Origin of the sequence: Eupransor demetentiae (assembly GCF_963930865.1) — a bacterium.
Classification (GTDB): domain Bacteria; phylum Bacillota; class Bacilli; order Lactobacillales; family Lactobacillaceae; genus Eupransor; species Eupransor demetentiae.
In genome coordinates this window covers 346,631-362,408 of record NZ_CAWVOH010000001.1, presented here as the reverse complement: position 1 = coordinate 362,408, position 15,778 = coordinate 346,631, and the positions used below count along the sequence as shown (strand labels likewise).

The window sequence follows — 15,778 nt, the reverse complement described above, 5'->3', positions numbered from 1 at the left end:
ATACAAAAAAGCCAGCCAAAAAGGCTGGTTTTTTATACAATCAATGATTTTTATTACTTAATCACAATCTCTTCCAAGTCACCAAGACCTGAAATCAAGACGTAAGTCTTGTTCAACTGGGCATAACGGTTGTTACGGACATCTTCGTTGTCATCATTAACCATGGTGCTGTCGAAATAGTTGTCGATTGGCTGGCGCAAAGCAGCCAATGCTTTGTACAAGCTTTCGGGACCCTTGGCTTCCAAGTCTTCCAAATGCAAATCCTTGGTTGCTTCGTAAAGGGCCTTTTCAGCGTCGTTGGCGAAGAACTTAGGGTCAACCGCTTCGGTAACGGGCACCTTAACGGCCAAACGAGCAACACGGGTCAAGGCTTCCATCACAGCACGGAAATCGCTGTCTTGAGCGTGTTCGTTCAAGACCTTCACCCGGTCAACAACGTAAACAAAGTCGCCCTTCAAAATGTTTGAGGTACCGGCAGAAACGATGTCCTGACGGATGCCTTGATCAAGAGCTTGCTTGCGGACACGGTCCGTCAAGAAGTCGATGATGCCCTGTGGGTTCGTTTCCGTAACGGCACCGTTTTCACCCTGGTACTGGCTGATGATTTCATCAAGGTTCAAATGCCAGTTCTTAGCTTCCAAAGTCCGGACAATTCCAGTGGCCGCACGGCGCAAACCGTAAGGGTCATTTGAGCCAGTTGGCATCATGTCAGCCGCAAAGAAGGTGTCGATTGAATCCAACTTGTCGGCGATGGCCAAAACTGCTCCGACGTTGGTCTTGGCCACTTCACCCTTAGCCGAAATTGGCAAGTAGTGCTCACGAATGGCCTGCGCAACGCCGTCGTCTTCACCAAAGAGCTTAGCGTAGTGCTCACCCATAATGCCCTGCAATTCGTCGAATTCGCCGACCATACCGGTCATCAAATCAAACTTGTAGATTTGGGCAGCACGGGCCAAGTCCTTTTGCTCTTGAGCGTCCAAGCCAAGCTTTTCACCCAAAATCTTAGCCAGACCTGCAACGCGTTGCATGTGCTCGTAAACAGTTCCAATCTTTTCGTGGAAGACCAGCTTCTTCACGCGTTCCATGTAGTCGTCAATCGACTTTTCCTGGTCTTCGTGATAGAAGAATTCGGCATCTTCCAAACGAGCAACCAAGACCTTTTCGTTTCCGGCAATAACGTTGTCCAGGTACTGGTCATTTCCGTTACGAACGGACAGGAAGTGTGGCAAAAGCTTACCATCGCCGTCGGTCAAGAAGAAGAAACGCTGGTGCTCACGCATTGACGTAATCAAAACTTCCTTAGGCAAGGCCAAGTACTTGTCCGCAAAATTACCGGCAAAGGCTGTTGGCCATTCAACGATATTGTTAACTTCTTCCAACAAGTCCTGGGCAGCATCGCTATCAAGGTCCAAGTGCCAGTTATTCTTAGCCGCGATGTCCTGAAGTTGCTGACTAATAGTTGCCTTTCGTTCATCGGCATCAGCCATGACGAAGGCCTCCTTCAAAGTATCGGCATACTTGTCAGCGTTTGGAATCTCAACATGGTCGGTTGAAAGGAAACGGTGGCCACGGGTAAAGCGGTCCGTCGTAACATCCAAGATGGAGAAATCAATCACTTCGTCATCCAAAAGAGCCACTAACCAGCGGATTGGGCGAATGTATAAGAAGTCGAAGTTAGCCCACTTCATGTAGGTTGAGAACTTCATTTGGGTAACGACTTCATCCCCAATTTTAGCCAAAATCTTGTCGGCTGGTTCACCAGGAATGGTTTGGTTATACCAAACGTAGCCGTCGTGTTCGTCCAATTGATCCGGTGTCGTACCCTGTCCACGAGCGAAGCCTTGGGCCGCTTTTGACCAGTTGCTCTCGTCATCCTTGGCGCGTTCGATAGCCGGACCACGCTTTTCCGATTGAATGCTTTCGGAACCATCGGCTAGCCCTTCCAACTTGACCGCCAAACGACGTGGGGTTGAAAATGGCACAATTTTCTTCACTGCCAAACGGTGTTCCTGCAAGAAATCACGCGTCCGTTCTACCAATTGCTGTTCGGAGCTCGTCACCAAGTGAGCAGGCATTTCTTCCAAGCCAATTTCTAATACAAAGTTTGCCATTATTTTTCCTCCTTGGGTGCGTACTTACCGTTTTGACCGAGGTACTTTTCACGTAACTCTTCATCCTTTAACAAAGGGAAACCAAGCTTGGCACGTTCTTGAATAAAGACTCGTGAAACCTTACGAGCCATGGTACGAATACGGTGCAAATAACCGGCACGTTCCGTAACGGAAACTGTTCCGCGGGCATCGAGCAGGTTAAAGGTATGCGATGACTTCAAGATGTAGTCATAGGCCGGGTGAACCAAGCCCAAATCCAGCAAGCGAGTAGCTTCACCTTCGTAGTCATCAAAGTGACGCAAAAGCATGTCCTGGTTGGATTCTTCAAAAGCATACTTAGAGTGTTCGTACTCCGGTTCCTTGAAGATATCGCCGTACAAAACGCCGTGGCCCCATTCCAAGTCGTAAACCGTTGGAACATCCTGAATGTAAGAAGCCAAACGTTCCAAACCATAGGTAATTTCGGCCGTAACGGAATCGACTTCAATTCCACCAACCTGTTGGAAGTAAGTAAACTGGGTGACTTCCATTCCATCCAGCCAAACTTCCCAACCGATACCAGCGGCACCCATTGATGGGTTTTCCCAGTTATCTTCCACGAAACGAATGTCATGTTCCAAAGGATTCAAACCAAGGGCTTCCAAAGATGCCAGGTACAATTCCTGAATGTTTTCTGGGGATGGCTTCATAACAACCTGGAATTGGTGGTGCTGGAAGAGTCGGTTCGGGTTATCGCCATAGCGGCCATCGGCAGGACGACGTGAAGGTTGCACGTAAGCTGCACTCCATGGTTCTGGGCCGTTCGCGCGCAAGAAGGTGTAAGGACTCTGCGTTCCGGCACCAACTTCGTTGTCGTAGGCCTGCATTAAATTGGCCCCTTTTTCAGACCAGAATTCCTGCAAGGTCAAAATGATATCTTGTAGTGATAATTTTTTATCCGTCATAATTTCCTCTTTTACTGCTTCTTATTCAATTCATCAAACTTCGCCTGCATGGTCGGATTGCCACGGGTCAGCTTTTTAACCGTAACATCATCCAGCTTATTATTGGCCAAACGCAGCTGGTTTTCAGAGGTCGTCAATTTCTTCTTTACCTCTTCCATGCGGGCAATGGCCTTGTCGATTTGGTCAATCGCCTCGCTGAAGTTCTTTGAATAGGACTGATAGTTCTTTGCAAACTTGTCCTTGAAGGTGTTGATATTGTTTTCAAAATTCGTGATGTCGATGTTTTGATCTCGTTCAATGGCGAGCTGCTTGCGATACTCGACGGAATCAAGCGCGGCGTTGCGCAGCAGACCAATGAAGTGGACAAAGAACTGGGGACGAATCACATACATCTTAGGGTATTCGTTCACCTGGACAATCCCTGTGTTGTAGAGTTCGTTGTCAGCTTCCAGCAAGGAAACCAAAACGGCATACTCGGTCCCTTTTTCCTTGCGGTCCTTATCCAATTCCTTGAAAAAATCCGAGTTTTTATGCTTCTTCTCCGTCGCGTCCGCCTCGTTTTTCATATCAAACATAATCGAAATGAATTCGATGCCGTCGGCATAATCCCGGAAAATGAAATCACCCTTAGACCCGGTTTCTTTCGAAACTTCGTTATCCTTTTCAAAATAAGCGTTTGGAAAGGCATAGGGCCGCCACTTTTCAAATTCTTGATGGGCATATACTTCTAGGCTTTCACCAATTTCCTTGGTGGATTGGCGGGCCTTAAAGTCCTTGTATAGCTCAACCTGCTCTTGGGCAACCTTGAGCTGGGCCTCGTACTCGTTTTTGACCTTGACCAAGGCCAATTCCTGGTCCTTATCCTGGTTTTGGAGCTGATTTTGCAGCTGATTCAACTGTTCCTTGAGGGCTTGTTGCTGCTTGGCTTCGGCATCCTTCTGTGCTTGGAAGTTCTTTTGTAAACTAGCCTCTTGCTTGGTTAGCGCCAACTCCTGCTGGGCAGCCTGACCCGATTGCAAGGCCTTCAAATCGGCCTGGACCTGGTTAAACTTCTCCAGCAGCTCTTGCTTTTCCTTTTGGGCCGCTTCGGCTTGTGTCCGTTTAGCCTGCTCAACCGCTAAAGCCGCTTTTTGCTGCTCTTCTTTCAGACGGGCTTGCTCGAGTTGCTTTTGATTGGCTTCCCACTGCGCTTTAGCATTCTGGATTTGCTTTTCAAGGCCGGCCTGCACATCTTGACTGAGTTGCTTAACATCAATTTCTTGCTTGTCCTTCAAGTCAATCAAGTCACCCTTTTGGGCATCTTCATCTAAAATCAGAACGGTGTCCGATTGTAAGTGGTATTTGATTTTTGCCATTCAAGCTCCCTTCAGACATCAAAAAACCGCCCGGAGCAGTCTTCTAATGTCAAAAAATGACATCAGGACGCTCACGCGCGGTTCCACCTGATTTCCGGGTTAAAAACCCGACCCTTAAAGTGCTTCTTACTCCCTGGTTGCCAAGCCAGATCATTGCAAAAAAGTAACTGGTTTAATTATGAATATCTTTGACCCAAAGGTCAAGAACTTTAGATCTTCATCAATTCTGCTTCCTTATCAGAAGCGATTTGATCAACGGCCTTCGTGTTATCGTCCGTCAACTTTTGTGCTTGATCTTCAGCATCGTGAACTTGGTCTTCGGTCATTTCCTTGTCCTTCTTGATATCGTCCATGACATCACGACGAACGTTACGGATAGCAACCTTAGCCTTTTCAGCTTCAGCCTTCACGTCCTTAACCAATTCCTTACGACGTTCTTCCGTCATTTGTGGAATGGCCAAACGCACAATGTTTCCATCTGAGGCTGGGTTCAAACCAAGGTCTGACATGTTAATAGCAGTCACGATGGCTTCCAAAGCACCCTTATCAAAAGGCGTAATCAAAAGCATACGTGCTTCCGGAACAGAAATTGAAGCCACTTGGTTCAAAGGAACCATGGCACCGTAGTATTCCACTTCGACACGGTTCAAAATGTTAGGGTTTGCACGTCCAGTACGGATGTCTGCCAATTCGCGCTTCAATGCGTCTTGGGCACCCTGCATACGTTCGCGAGCATTTGTAAAATCAAAAGCCATTATTTATCTCCTGTAACTGTAGTTCCAATTTGTTCACCAAGGACGACGCGCTTGATGTTCCCAGGTGTATTCAAGTTAAAGACAACCAAAGGCATGTTGTTTTCCATCGATAGTGATGAAGCCGTTGAATCCATAACTTTAAGACCCTTCTTCAAAATATCCAAGTGAGTCAAAGTGGTGAACTTATGTGCTGCTGGATTCTTGCGAGGATCATCGTCGTACACGCCATCAACACCGTTCTTAGCCATCAAGATGGCATCAGCATTGATTTCGTTAGCACGCAAAGCGGCTGTCGTATCGGTTGAGAAGTATGGTGAGCCAGTTCCCGCCGCAAAAATAACGATGCGCCCTTTTTCCAAGTGACGAATAGCACGGCCGCGGATGTAAGGCTCGGCAATCTGCTGCATAGTAATCGCCGTTTGAACACGGGTAGCAACACCTGCACGTTCCAAAGCATCCTGCAAGACCAAAGCATTCATCGTGGTTCCGAGCATTCCGGTGTAATCGGCACGAGAACGTTCCATGCCCACCTTTGAAGCTGGTTCGCCACGCCAGAGATTTCCACCGCCGACAACAACAGCAATTTCAGTGCCCATCTCATGAACATCTTTGAGTTCTTGAGCGATTTCACCAACAGTCTCCAAGTCAATTCCTTGACCCTTCTTACCTGCAAGCGCTTCACCAGAGAGCTTCATCAAAACTCTTTTATACTTAGTGTCCGTCATGTTTACCTCTTTCATCTCTAATTATTATAGCAAAATCCCGATTTTTATTCGAAAAAAAAGTGCATCGACAGGCGGTGCACTCCTTTGCAAAAATTAATTAGTTCGTACCCAACTGCTTTGCAACTTCTTCGGCCAAATCAGTCGTTTGCTTTTCCAAACCTTCACCAACTTGGTAACGAACGAAGGACTTAACCTTAGCGTTCTTTGAAGCAACGAACTGTTCAACAGTCTGGTCACCGTTCTTAACGAATGGTTGGTCAAGCAAGCAGATGTCAGCCAAGAACTTCTTGATACGTCCTTGAACCATCTTTTCCTTGATGTTGTCAGGCTTACCGTTCAAGTCTTCAGAGGCCAATTGTACTTGCTTTTCCTTTTCGACAACGTCGGCAGGAACTTGGTCATCTGAAACGTACTTAGGTGCGATAGCGGCAACGTGCATAGCAACGTCACGTGCAGTTTCTTCATCGCCACCTTCAAGCACAACCAAGGCAGAGATTGAACCAGCCATGTGTGAGTATGCTCCGAAAGTTTCGTTGTCGTTCTTGTTCACAACAGCGAAGCGACGCAAAGTAATCTTTTCACCAGTAATCTGTGAAACGTTGATGATCTTTTCGTTAACAGTTTGACCTGATTCGTCAATCTTCAACTTCAAAGCGGCTTCAACATCCTTTGGTTCGAAAGTAACAATGGCGTTTGTTACGGCCAAAAGCAAGTCGTTGAATTCAGCGTTACCGGCAACGAAGTCAGTTTCTGAGTTCAATTCGATGATGGCACCCTTGTTACCGTCAGTGGCAACGTAAGTCATACCTTCGGCAGCGACACGGTCACCCTTCTTGGCAGCCTTTGCCATACCCTTTTCACGGAGCAAATCAATTGCCTTGTTAATATCGCCTTCGGCTTCAACCAAAGCCTTCTTGGCATCCATCATACCTACAGAGGTCTTATCACGTAGTTCCTTAACTAACTTTGCAGTAACTGCCATTGTTAATCTCCTTAAATTTAAAAAAGTTTTCCGAAAAATATTATAGCATAAAAAAACGCCGCCTTACTAGTCTTAACTAGTAAAACGGCGTTCAAATCGATTCAAAAATTAGTTATCTTTTTCAACGATGTTCGTGATTTCTTCGATTGATTCAGTGTCACCGTTATCATCAAGGAAGATTTCACCATTTTCAGATGATTGGTCTTGACCTTGACGACCTTCGATAACAGCATCAGCCATCTTTGAAGTGATCAAACGGATGGCACGGATAGCGTCATCGTTAGCAGGAATCTTAACGTCAACAACGTCTGGATCTGCGTTAGTATCGATCATAGCAACCACTGGGATGTTAAGCATGTTAGCTTCCTTAACAGCGATTTCTTCCTTCTTAGGATCAACGACGAACAATACGTCAGGCAAATCCTTCATTTCTTCGATACCACCCAAGAACTTTTCCAACTTGGCGTGTTGCTTCTTCAACAAAACAACTTCCTTCTTTGGCAAACGTTCGAAAGTGCCATCTTCAGACATCTTTTGGATATCCTTCATGCGCTGTACACGAGTCTTGATCGTGTTCCAGTTAGTCAAAGTTCCACCCAACCAACGGTGGTTGATGTAGAATTGACCGGCACGAGTAGCTTCTTCAGCGATTGAGTCTGAAGCTTGCTTCTTAGTACCAACAAACAAGATGTTAGCGCCATCAGCTGAAGCGTTACGCATAAAGTTGTAAGCTTCGTCAACCAACTTAACAGTCTTCTGCAAGTCGATGATGTGGATACCATTACGTTCAGTAAAGATGTAAGGTGCCATCTTAGGGTTCCAGCGACGAGTCTGGTGTCCAAAGTGAACTCCTGCTTCAAGGAGTTCTTTCATAGTAATAACTGCCATTATAGGCCTCCTGGTTAATCCTCCGGTAAATTCTTGGTTCGCGTGACAACAAGTGCACCAACGCGTTCTCGTTTACCGTGTGTATTTTTGTGTTGTTTTCACAACAAAAGTTATTTTACTGGAAAAGTTGGCAAAGTACAAGCTTTATTAGGCTTTTTTCCAAATTTTTGCGTCCACACCGGCGGCAATTAAGTAAGCTTCTTTTTTGGAACGCGTCAATTTTTTGAAAGAGGCTTCGGCGTGCATGGCATCGTGCTGATTCTCAAAGGTTTCATAGTGAATTAATTGCAGTGGATGGCGGGATTTAACCCGGGTAAACTTGGCTCCCTTCCCCGCTTGATGGGTTTTAAAGCGGCGAAAGACATCGTCACTGTATCCACCATAAAAGTAGCCATCGGCCGTATACAAAACATAAAAATAGTATTTCTTTACGCTTGCCATGGTTCACCATATAAAATCTCGTTAACCTGGGGCGTGTATTCGTTGTCTTCCTGGTATGCCACAATCGGTGGCAAAATTCGCACGCCGCCGGGTCGGCCAGCCTTAATCGCTTCGACCAAAACCATGTTAGCCTCCCGCTGCGCTTTACCGTATACGAATTGCAGGCGCTTAATCCGCAGCTTACGCCCCTCAAGGGCCGCGAAAATATCGGCTAGGCGGTCCGGCCGGTGCACCAGGTAAAACTTTCCATTGTTCTTCAATAATTTATTAGCAACCTGAGCCAGTTCAGGCAAATCAATGGCCACTTCGTGTCGGGCTATCTTGTAGTGCTCATCCAAATTTTGCTTGGTCGTTTCCACTGCGGGAAAATATGGTGGATTCGATAAGACCGTTTCTGCGGAACCAGGCCGAATTTGATCAAAGACCGTCTTCATGTCGCTGTGAATTACTTCAACTTGTTCAGTTAAATCGTTTAAGGCAACGGAACGCTTTGCCATGGCCGCTAAATCAGCTTGAATTTCGACCAGCTTAATGGGTCCCAACACCTTCTGGGCATAGAAGAGCCCGACGGCGCCGGTTCCAGCACCCAAATCAACCGTTAAACCGCGGCCCTTCCCCTTCACACCGGCAAAGTGAGCCAACAAAACAGCATCCAAAGAATAGGAAAACATATCCGGATTTTGGATGATGCGAATTTTTTGCGATGGAAGCTCGTCAATGCGTTCTCCTGGCTGTAATTTTGGCTCTGTCATTTGCGTTTCTTTCTATTACTAAGTAAAATTAATTCGATTAGGCATCGAAAGGACGATTTAGATGGATATTTATCGATTAACTAAGATTTTCGGGGGCGCCCTAATTTGGTCGATTACCGGCCGAATTAAGGTAATGAATAAGGATCGCCTGCCCGAAGATGATAACTATATTTTGGTTGGCCCTCACCGAACTTGGTGGGATCCCGTTTGGTATGCCTTTGCCGCATACCCAAAGAAGTTTATTTTCATGGCCAAAGCCGAGCTCTTCAAGCACCGCCCCTTGCGCTGGTTGATTACGGAGCTGGGGGCCTTCCCGGTTGACCGTAAAAACGTTGGCACCGACGTGATCAAGTACCCGGTTAAGGAGCTCCGCTCCGGAGAACGTTCACTAATCATGTTTCCTTCCGGTTCACGCCACTCCAGCAAGTTGAAGTCTGGGACGGTCTTGATTGCCAAGATGTCCGGCAAGGTTATCGTGCCCGCTGTTTATCAAGGACCAGTCAAGTTCAGCCATCTCTTCAAGCGTAATAATTGTACCATCAACTTCGGCGAACCGATTGTGGTTGACCGCAAGGACAAACTTAGCGATGAAATGATTGAAAAGTACAACGATCAAATGCAAGCTGCCTTTGATAAGTTGGATGACGAAGTTGATCCTAACTGGGTTTACCATGATCCAAAGCAAGAAAAAAAATAAGCCAATGGCTTATTTTTTTTGTGCTTTTTGTGTTTGGTTCTTCATTTGAGCCATCATTTGGTTCAACTTCTTTTGTGATGGCTTTTGTCCCATCGACATCATCATTGACTTCATCATGTCTTCTGAAATGGGTGGGTTCTTAGCCAAGTAGGACTTCATCGTTCCACGAGCGATGAAAAATCCACCTACTAAACCAACCACCAAGGCCAACACACCAACTAAAATGATCATTTCCGCCAGCTCCTTTAGTGTAAAAAATTCTAAAAATAATTATAACATAACTTGTCTGTGAGATTTGTTCGCTTTATGATTAACTTTCTCTTAAAAAAGCGAACAAACGTTTGATTTATCAAGTGATTTTCGGTATTATGAGTGTATCAATAAAGGATTTAATTCATATGGTAAACAGTTCAGACAGCAAACAAATCCAAGTACTGCGTTTCATTCATGATGCGCAGTCCAAGAATGGTTATCCGCCCACAGTGCGCGAAATTGGAGAAGCAATTGGCCTCTCCTCTTCTTCAACCATTCATGGCCATATTGAACGGCTAGTTAAGAAGGGCTATCTTTCGAAGGACGTCAGCAAGCCCCGTGCCCGCGCCATTGAAGTGACGCCAGCTGGACTTGATATCTTGGGCGTTTCCGCTAATGCCGGTAAGATTCCGGTCTTGGGTCTCGTTACCGCTGGACAACCAATTTTAGCGGTTGAACAGGAAGCGACTGAGTTCTTCCCTATTCCAGATAACTTGTCGCAGTACGATGGTTCCCTTTTCATGTTGAACGTTCGAGGCGAATCAATGATTAACATTGGTATCCTTGATGGTGATCAAGTCATCGTCCGCCGCCAAAGCAACGCCGACAATGGCGATATCGTGGTTGCCATGAACGCTGATAACGAAGCAACGGTTAAGCGTTTCTTCCGAGAGGCCGGTCATTACCGCTTGCAGCCTGAAAATGACCATATGGACCCTATTATTCTAGATGAAGTTTCTATTTTAGGTAAGGTCGTCGGTCTCTACCGTGACGCCATTTATTAAGCAAAAAGCAGGACTTTGAAGTCCTGCTTTTTTTATGCTCTAATTTACCAAGCTTTTTCAATGGATTCTTGAATCTTAGCCGGATCAATGATGGCCTTGTGCAAAACCTTCTTGTCAAAGAGGTCTCGAACGGGCTTTGGTTCAGGTAAGTTGGCCAACTTCGCAACGGCCTTAAGGGCGGCGTCTCCCTTTTCAACTGGTTGTCCCAATGCCTGCAAAACCGTCTGTGGGAACTTAAATGGCGACGCAGTGGCAGCCATTAAAGTGTGGTGCCCGTCGTCTTGATACTGGTAGGCTGCCACAGCAGTGTGCGGATCCAACAAATAATGGTGTTCGTCAAAGAACTTCTTGATTTCGCCCTCCACCTGTTCGGGTGTCGTCCAAGCAGCTGCGAACTCCGCCAAGTTGGCGCGCAGCTTTTCATCAACCTGATAGTAACCAACTTCGTTGAGTTCCTTCATCTTTTCAGCAACCAAGGCACTGTCACGGTCGGCCGCAAAGTAGAGCAAACGCTCCAGGTTCGATGAAACTAAGATATCCATGGCCGGTGCGTTAGTTACCTCGAAGTCCCGGTTACGGTCGTAGCGACCGGTTTCAAAGAAGTCCGTCAAAACGTGGTTTTCGTTAGAAGCGACGCGGAAACGGTGTACGGGCAAGCCGATTTGGCTAGCGTAGTAGGCCGCTAAGATATTTCCGAAGTTTCCAGTTGGTACGGCGATGTCGATGGCATCCCCTGCTTGAATGGCGTTTTGAGCAATTAGCTGGCCATAGCCATAGAAGTAATAAACAATCTGCGGAACCAAGCGGCCAATATTGATTGAATTAGCGGAAGACAAACGAAGGTTTTCACCATCCAAGAAGGCCTTGAATTCGGCCGATCCCATTAATTCTTTCACCTTTTTTTGAGCATCATCAAAGTTTCCCTTCAAGCCGATAACCGTGACGTTGTCACCCGTTTGAGAAACCATTTGTTGACGCTGGATGTCAGAGATTCCCTTTTCGGGGTAAAGGATGGCAATCTTGGTTTTTGCTACATCCGCAAAACCAGCTAAGGCTGCGGAACCCGTATCACCAGAAGTAGCGGTAACGATGGCCACGTCCTTGACACTGTGCTTCTTTTGCATGGCCTTAACGACCAAATATGGCAAAGCTTGCAAGGCGATGTCCTTAAAGGCCAAGGTTGGTCCGTGGAAGAGCTCCAGCAAGTGCAGATGCTCAAAGTTTGCTAAGGGCACGATTTTTTCGTCATCCCACTGCTGGTTGTAGGCCGAGGTGACAACATCTTCAATTTCACTTTCAGTAAAGTCAGGCAAAAAGGCAGCAAAAATCTGCTTAGCGACTTCTTGGTAAGTCATATCGGGCAGGTCAGCCAAATTAAGGGCGACTTCTGGCCATTCGTTAGGAACGTAGAGACCACCATCGGGTGCCAATCCATTCAAAATCGCTTCAGCGGCATCGACAGCGGGACTTTGACCGCGAGTTGAAATATATTTCATCGTGCAAACAACCTCTCATTTGTATTTAATATTATTCTAACAAAAATATTCTTTTTTGCCTTAATAAATGTTAAAATCACCTCAATACTATATTCATTACGGAGGAGATTATCTTGACAGTTAAGATTGGATTACTTGGCTTAGGAACAGTTGGGAGTGGCTTAGTCACCATCCTGTCCGAACAAGCCGCAAAGTTTCAAAGTCAACTCGGTCAAAGCGTGAGCGTTAAAAGCGCCCTCGTGCATAACCTCGACAAAAAACGACCTGGAGTTCCTGGCACCATCACCTTAACCGATCAAGTTGATGACATCCTAACCGACCCTGACATCCAGATTATTGTGGAAGTCGCCGGTGGTATTGAACCCACGGATCAGTGGTTGAAGAAGGCCTTGGAAAATGGCAAAGCGGTTGTCACGGCCAACAAGGATTTAATCGCCAGCAAGGGTCAGGAGTTAATTGCTCTTGCTGAAGAAAAGCAACTGCCTTTGCGCTACGAAGCCGCTGTTGCTGGTGGAATTCCGATTTTAACCAATTTGGACAACTACTACTTTTCGGACCAAATTACGGGACTTGCCGGAATCGTTAACGGGACGACCAACTACATTTTAAGCCAGATGGCTAACAAGGGTTTGGCCTACGAAACGGCCTTAAAGCAGGCTCAAGAACTCGGTTTTGCCGAAAGTGACCCAACCAACGATGTCGCGGGAATTGACGCGGCTTACAAGGCGATTATTTTAGCGCGCACTGTTTACGGCTTGGACCTTACTTTGGAAGACTTCCATATCGAAGGAATTGAAGCCATTACGCCCTTTGATATTGAAGCCCTTGACCAGCTCAAGATGACCACCAAGCTGCTCTTTGAAATTCGCGAACTTGACGACCGACATTACCAGGTTCAAGTCGCACCAGCCGCCCTTTCCAAGTCGAATCTTTTGGCATCAATCGAAAACGAAACCAATGCCATCGCCATTGAAAGTAAAAACCTGGGCACCAGCCTCTTTGCAGGTCCCGGTGCTGGTGGCCGCGCGACTGCCCAGGCCGTTTTGGCCGATATTGTCGCCATTATTCAAGGACAAAAGCAAGCCTTACCAAGTATCCAAAAGGATTATCAGCTCAAGCAACCAGCTAAGCAGGCCCACGTCTTCGTCCTAGCTGGAACCGGTAATAATTTTGAAAAATCTGACCTCGTTGAAGAGGGTTCTTCTTTCCAAGCCAAAGACGGCCGTTATTACGAGGCCATTTTGACTTCCGCCCTAACAGCCAAGCAGTACAGTAACTTTAAGGCTGAACTCAGTCAAAAGGCTAGCCTCGTAAAGGAGTTTACTTGCTACTCATGATGACCATTACCGTACCCGCAACATCAGCGAACTTAGGACTAGGTTTTGACTGTCTAGGATTGGCCCTGGACCTGAACTTAACGGTTAGAATTATTGGCCCCAGTGACGAATGGACCATCAAGCATCCATACGGTGCCGACGTCCCCTCTGATAAAAGAAACTTAATTATCAAAACCGCACTGGACCTCCATCCCGATTTGCCAGCGCATCAATTGGAAGTTACATCAGACATTCCACTTGCCCGTGGACTAGGATCTTCATCGTCAGCTATCGTGGCCGGCTTGCTTGTCGGACACCTAATCAAGGGCGACGAAATTGATCAGGCACAGCTATTGGAAGAGGCCAACCAAATCGAAGGACATCCCGACAACGTGGCACCTGCCATTTATGGGGGCTTGCAGTTAGCTCAAATCCTTGATGGTCAGGTTTCCAGTCAGACAGTTCCCCTGCCAGACCTGGAAGCCCTTACCTTCATTCCAGACTACCATTTGGAAACCAAGAAGGCCCGCGCTGTTTTGCCCAAGCAAATCCCTTATCAGGACGCCGTTAGCCAAGGACAACACCTTGCAGCCTTGATTAACGCCGGTTGGAACCGGGATTTAGCAGCCTTCCAGGTTCTACTAGAAAAGGATAAGCTACACGAACCCTACCGGGCCGAGTTAGTTCCGGAATTGCGCGAAATTCGCCAGCTCTTCCACGCCAATGACATTAAGGGAACCTACCTTTCCGGGGCAGGTCCAACCATCATCACCATGGTCGCTGCTGGTAAGGGTCAAAAAGCAGAAGAACTGCTAGCTAAGGCCAAGCTCAAGGGCCAGATTCGCTTACTCCAAATCAACCAACACGGCTTCACAATCACAAAAGATTAATTCAGAGAAAGGTTTTCCATGAAAGTTATTAAATTTGGTGGTTCTTCCCTTGCAACGGGACCACAGTTCCAGCGCGTCATCGATATTTTGCAGGCTGATCCAGATCGACAGGTCGTGGTGACATCTGCTCCAGGAAAAGCAAAGGAATTCCCCGTAAAGGTGACCGACTTGCTTTTGAAGTATGCGGACCAGGCGATTGCGGATGAGGATTTCAGTGAAACAGTTCGGGCCTTGAAGAACCGCTACGGAAGCATTGCTCAGTATTTTCACGTGGACAAGTGGGAAATCCAGGACTTATACGCCCAAATTGATGATTTAAATAATCACCACTACCCTACTTACCGTTATTTGCGCGCTGCTTTTGCAGCTCACGGTGAATACCTGAACGCCCAACTTTTGACCATGATTTTAAAGGCTTTGGGTGAAGATGCCCGTTTCATGGACCCACGCCAAATCCACTTGCACTTCGAAGGCCGCAACACTGTTCTTGATGAAGAAGCAACTTATGATGCTTTAGGTCAAATCAAGCTCGAAGATGGTGTCCGTTACATTTTCCCTGGTTTCTTCGGTTATAACCACGAGGGTCGCATGGTCACTTTCGACCGTGGTGGCTCAGACATTACCGGTGCCATTTTGGCCAAGGGCTTAAAGGCTGACGTCTACGAAAACTTTACAGACGTTTCTGCCATTTATGCCGTTAATCCAAACTTGGTTGACCATCCCCGTGCCATCCACTCAATGTCTTACAACGAAATGCGGGAGCTTTCCTACGCCGGTTTTGCCGTCTTCCATGATGAAGCTATTATCCCCGCCATTAAGGGCCAAATCCCGATTAACATTAAAAATACCAATGATCCGTCCGCACCGGGAACTTGGATTGGCCCTAGCAAGGAGCAAAAGTCGGAAGAACCAATTACTGGAATTGCGGCATCGAAGCACTTTGCCGCGCTTTACATCCACCGCTACTTGTTGAACAAGGGCATTGGCGTGACCTTGCGTTTGCTGCAAATTTTGAACCGACACCACGTTTCCTATGAACACATGCCTTCTGGTGTCGATGATTTAACCATCATTTTTGACCGTGATCAACTAAATGATGAACAAATTGAAGGCATCCAGACTGATATCCAAAATGAATTTCATCCCGACACCATGACTTGGCACGATAACTTTGCCTTGATCATGATTGTTGGTCAGGGAATGGTTGGCCGTGTCGGTACCTTAACTGAAATCGTCACGCCGCTAAAGGAAGCGGGCATTTCCCTTGGAATGGTTAACCAGGGAGCATCTGAAATCTCAATCATGCTAGGACTGGAACCCAAGGATGCCGATGCAGCCGTCCAGGCCATCTACCACCACTTCTTTGATAAGTAAAAGCACAAAATAAAA

General features: G+C 46.7%; 16 protein-coding genes. 5 read left to right on the top strand and 11 right to left on the bottom strand.

Annotated features, from left to right (window positions below):
- Positions 1-53 precede the first annotated feature (53 nt).
- The 9 genes from glyS to ABSY64_RS01770 form a co-directional block, all read right to left on the bottom strand.
- Positions 54-2,111 carry a glycine--tRNA ligase subunit beta gene (glyS, locus tag ABSY64_RS01810; RefSeq protein WP_349641353.1) on the bottom strand — a complete coding sequence of 686 codons (2,058 nt, stop codon included), beginning with the start codon at positions 2,109-2,111 and terminating at the stop codon, positions 54-56.
- Positions 2,111-3,055 carry a glycine--tRNA ligase subunit alpha gene (gene glyQ, locus ABSY64_RS01805; protein WP_349641352.1) on the bottom strand — a complete coding sequence of 315 codons (945 nt, stop codon included), beginning with the start codon at positions 3,053-3,055 and terminating at the stop codon, positions 2,111-2,113. Before glyQ ends, glyS begins: the two co-directional genes overlap by 1 nt.
- Before the next feature lie 11 nt (positions 3,056-3,066).
- Positions 3,067-4,410 (bottom strand): DUF2130 domain-containing protein, encoded by a 1,344-nt coding sequence (locus ABSY64_RS01800; protein WP_349641351.1) that lies wholly within the window; start codon positions 4,408-4,410, stop codon positions 3,067-3,069.
- Between the two features lie 209 nt (positions 4,411-4,619).
- A complete protein-coding gene (frr, locus tag ABSY64_RS01795) occupies positions 4,620-5,165 on the bottom strand; it encodes a ribosome recycling factor (protein ID WP_349641350.1) in 546 nt (181 codons plus the stop codon).
- Entirely contained in the window at positions 5,165-5,890 is a 726-nt protein-coding gene (pyrH, locus tag ABSY64_RS01790) for a UMP kinase (protein ID WP_349641349.1), read from the bottom strand. Before pyrH ends, frr begins: the two co-directional genes overlap by 1 nt.
- A 97-nt stretch (positions 5,891-5,987) precedes the next feature.
- On the bottom strand, positions 5,988-6,872 hold the full coding sequence (tsf, locus tag ABSY64_RS01785; protein WP_349641348.1) for a translation elongation factor Ts: 885 nt from the start codon (positions 6,870-6,872) through the stop codon (positions 5,988-5,990).
- A gap of 108 nt (positions 6,873-6,980) precedes the next feature.
- The gene (gene rpsB / locus ABSY64_RS01780) at positions 6,981-7,760 is read right to left on the bottom strand and encodes a 30S ribosomal protein S2 (RefSeq protein ID WP_349641347.1); all 780 of its coding nucleotides are present in this window, start codon (positions 7,758-7,760) and stop codon (positions 6,981-6,983) included.
- A 147-nt stretch (positions 7,761-7,907) separates the two neighbouring features.
- Positions 7,908-8,201 carry a GIY-YIG nuclease family protein gene (locus tag ABSY64_RS01775; RefSeq protein ID WP_349641346.1) on the bottom strand — a complete coding sequence of 98 codons (294 nt, stop codon included), beginning with the start codon at positions 8,199-8,201 and terminating at the stop codon, positions 7,908-7,910.
- Positions 8,189-8,953 (bottom strand): tRNA1(Val) (adenine(37)-N6)-methyltransferase, encoded by a 765-nt coding sequence (locus ABSY64_RS01770; RefSeq protein WP_349641345.1) that lies wholly within the window; start codon positions 8,951-8,953, stop codon positions 8,189-8,191. The genes ABSY64_RS01775 and ABSY64_RS01770 overlap by 13 nt, the downstream gene beginning before the upstream one ends.
- A gap of 61 nt (positions 8,954-9,014) precedes the next feature.
- Between ABSY64_RS01770 and ABSY64_RS01765 the strand changes: the two genes are divergently transcribed.
- Positions 9,015-9,650 carry a lysophospholipid acyltransferase family protein gene (locus ABSY64_RS01765; RefSeq protein WP_349641344.1) on the top strand — a complete coding sequence of 212 codons (636 nt, stop codon included), beginning with the start codon at positions 9,015-9,017 and terminating at the stop codon, positions 9,648-9,650.
- A gap of 9 nt (positions 9,651-9,659) precedes the next feature.
- Here ABSY64_RS01765 and ABSY64_RS01760 read toward each other — a convergent pair whose 3' ends face one another.
- On the bottom strand, positions 9,660-9,881 hold the full coding sequence (locus ABSY64_RS01760) for a YneF family protein (protein ID WP_349641343.1): 222 nt from the start codon (positions 9,879-9,881) through the stop codon (positions 9,660-9,662).
- A gap of 167 nt (positions 9,882-10,048) precedes the next feature.
- On the opposite strand from ABSY64_RS01760, the gene lexA reads away from it, so the two are divergent.
- Positions 10,049-10,687, top strand: coding sequence for a transcriptional repressor LexA (lexA, locus tag ABSY64_RS01755; RefSeq protein ID WP_349641342.1), 639 nt, complete (start codon positions 10,049-10,051; stop codon positions 10,685-10,687).
- Between the two features lie 44 nt (positions 10,688-10,731).
- Here the strand turns inward: lexA and thrC are convergent, their stop codons facing one another.
- The gene (thrC, locus tag ABSY64_RS01750; RefSeq protein ID WP_349641341.1) at positions 10,732-12,183 is read right to left on the bottom strand and encodes a threonine synthase; all 1,452 of its coding nucleotides are present in this window, start codon (positions 12,181-12,183) and stop codon (positions 10,732-10,734) included.
- 113 nt (positions 12,184-12,296) lie between these two features.
- On the opposite strand from thrC, the gene ABSY64_RS01745 reads away from it, so the two are divergent.
- From ABSY64_RS01745 to ABSY64_RS01735, 3 genes are read left to right on the top strand one after another with little or no spacing between them, the layout of a single operon-like run.
- Positions 12,297-13,520 (top strand): homoserine dehydrogenase, encoded by a 1,224-nt coding sequence (locus ABSY64_RS01745; RefSeq protein WP_349641340.1) that lies wholly within the window; start codon positions 12,297-12,299, stop codon positions 13,518-13,520.
- Entirely contained in the window at positions 13,517-14,389 is an 873-nt protein-coding gene (gene thrB / locus ABSY64_RS01740) for a homoserine kinase (RefSeq protein WP_349641339.1), read from the top strand. The genes ABSY64_RS01745 and thrB overlap by 4 nt, the downstream gene beginning before the upstream one ends.
- A gap of 18 nt (positions 14,390-14,407) precedes the next feature.
- Positions 14,408-15,763: an aspartate kinase gene (locus ABSY64_RS01735; RefSeq protein ID WP_349641338.1), complete on the top strand. Its 1,356-nt coding sequence runs from the start codon at positions 14,408-14,410 to the stop codon at positions 15,761-15,763.
- Positions 15,764-15,778: the final 15 nt, after the last annotated feature.

What these genes read in the sequence shown, in the direction of transcription:
- glyS (WP_349641353.1), bottom strand. Translation starts at nt 2,111, where the DNA reads ATGGCAAACTTTGTATTAGAAATTGGCTTGGAAGAAATGCCTGCTCAC.
- glyQ (WP_349641352.1), bottom strand. Translation starts at nt 3,055, where the DNA reads ATGACGGATAAAAAATTATCACTACAAGATATCATTTTGACCTTGCAG.
- ABSY64_RS01800 (WP_349641351.1), bottom strand. Translation starts at nt 4,410, where the DNA reads ATGGCAAAAATCAAATACCACTTACAATCGGACACCGTTCTGATTTTA.
- frr (WP_349641350.1), bottom strand. Translation starts at nt 5,165, where the DNA reads ATGGCTTTTGATTTTACAAATGCTCGCGAACGTATGCAGGGTGCCCAA.
- pyrH (WP_349641349.1), bottom strand. Translation starts at nt 5,890, where the DNA reads ATGACGGACACTAAGTATAAAAGAGTTTTGATGAAGCTCTCTGGTGAA.
- tsf (WP_349641348.1), bottom strand. Translation starts at nt 6,872, where the DNA reads ATGGCAGTTACTGCAAAGTTAGTTAAGGAACTACGTGATAAGACCTCT.
- rpsB (WP_349641347.1), bottom strand. Translation starts at nt 7,760, where the DNA reads ATGGCAGTTATTACTATGAAAGAACTCCTTGAAGCAGGAGTTCACTTT.
- ABSY64_RS01775 (WP_349641346.1), bottom strand. Translation starts at nt 8,201, where the DNA reads ATGGCAAGCGTAAAGAAATACTATTTTTATGTTTTGTATACGGCCGAT.
- ABSY64_RS01770 (WP_349641345.1), bottom strand. Translation starts at nt 8,953, where the DNA reads ATGACAGAGCCAAAATTACAGCCAGGAGAACGCATTGACGAGCTTCCA.
- ABSY64_RS01765 (WP_349641344.1), top strand. Translation starts at nt 9,015, where the DNA reads ATGGATATTTATCGATTAACTAAGATTTTCGGGGGCGCCCTAATTTGG.
- ABSY64_RS01760 (WP_349641343.1), bottom strand. Translation starts at nt 9,881, where the DNA reads ATGATCATTTTAGTTGGTGTGTTGGCCTTGGTGGTTGGTTTAGTAGGT.
- lexA (WP_349641342.1), top strand. Translation starts at nt 10,049, where the DNA reads ATGGTAAACAGTTCAGACAGCAAACAAATCCAAGTACTGCGTTTCATT.
- thrC (WP_349641341.1), bottom strand. Translation starts at nt 12,183, where the DNA reads ATGAAATATATTTCAACTCGCGGTCAAAGTCCCGCTGTCGATGCCGCT.
- thrB (WP_349641339.1), top strand. Translation starts at nt 13,517, where the DNA reads ATGATGACCATTACCGTACCCGCAACATCAGCGAACTTAGGACTAGGT.
- ABSY64_RS01735 (WP_349641338.1), top strand. Translation starts at nt 14,408, where the DNA reads ATGAAAGTTATTAAATTTGGTGGTTCTTCCCTTGCAACGGGACCACAG.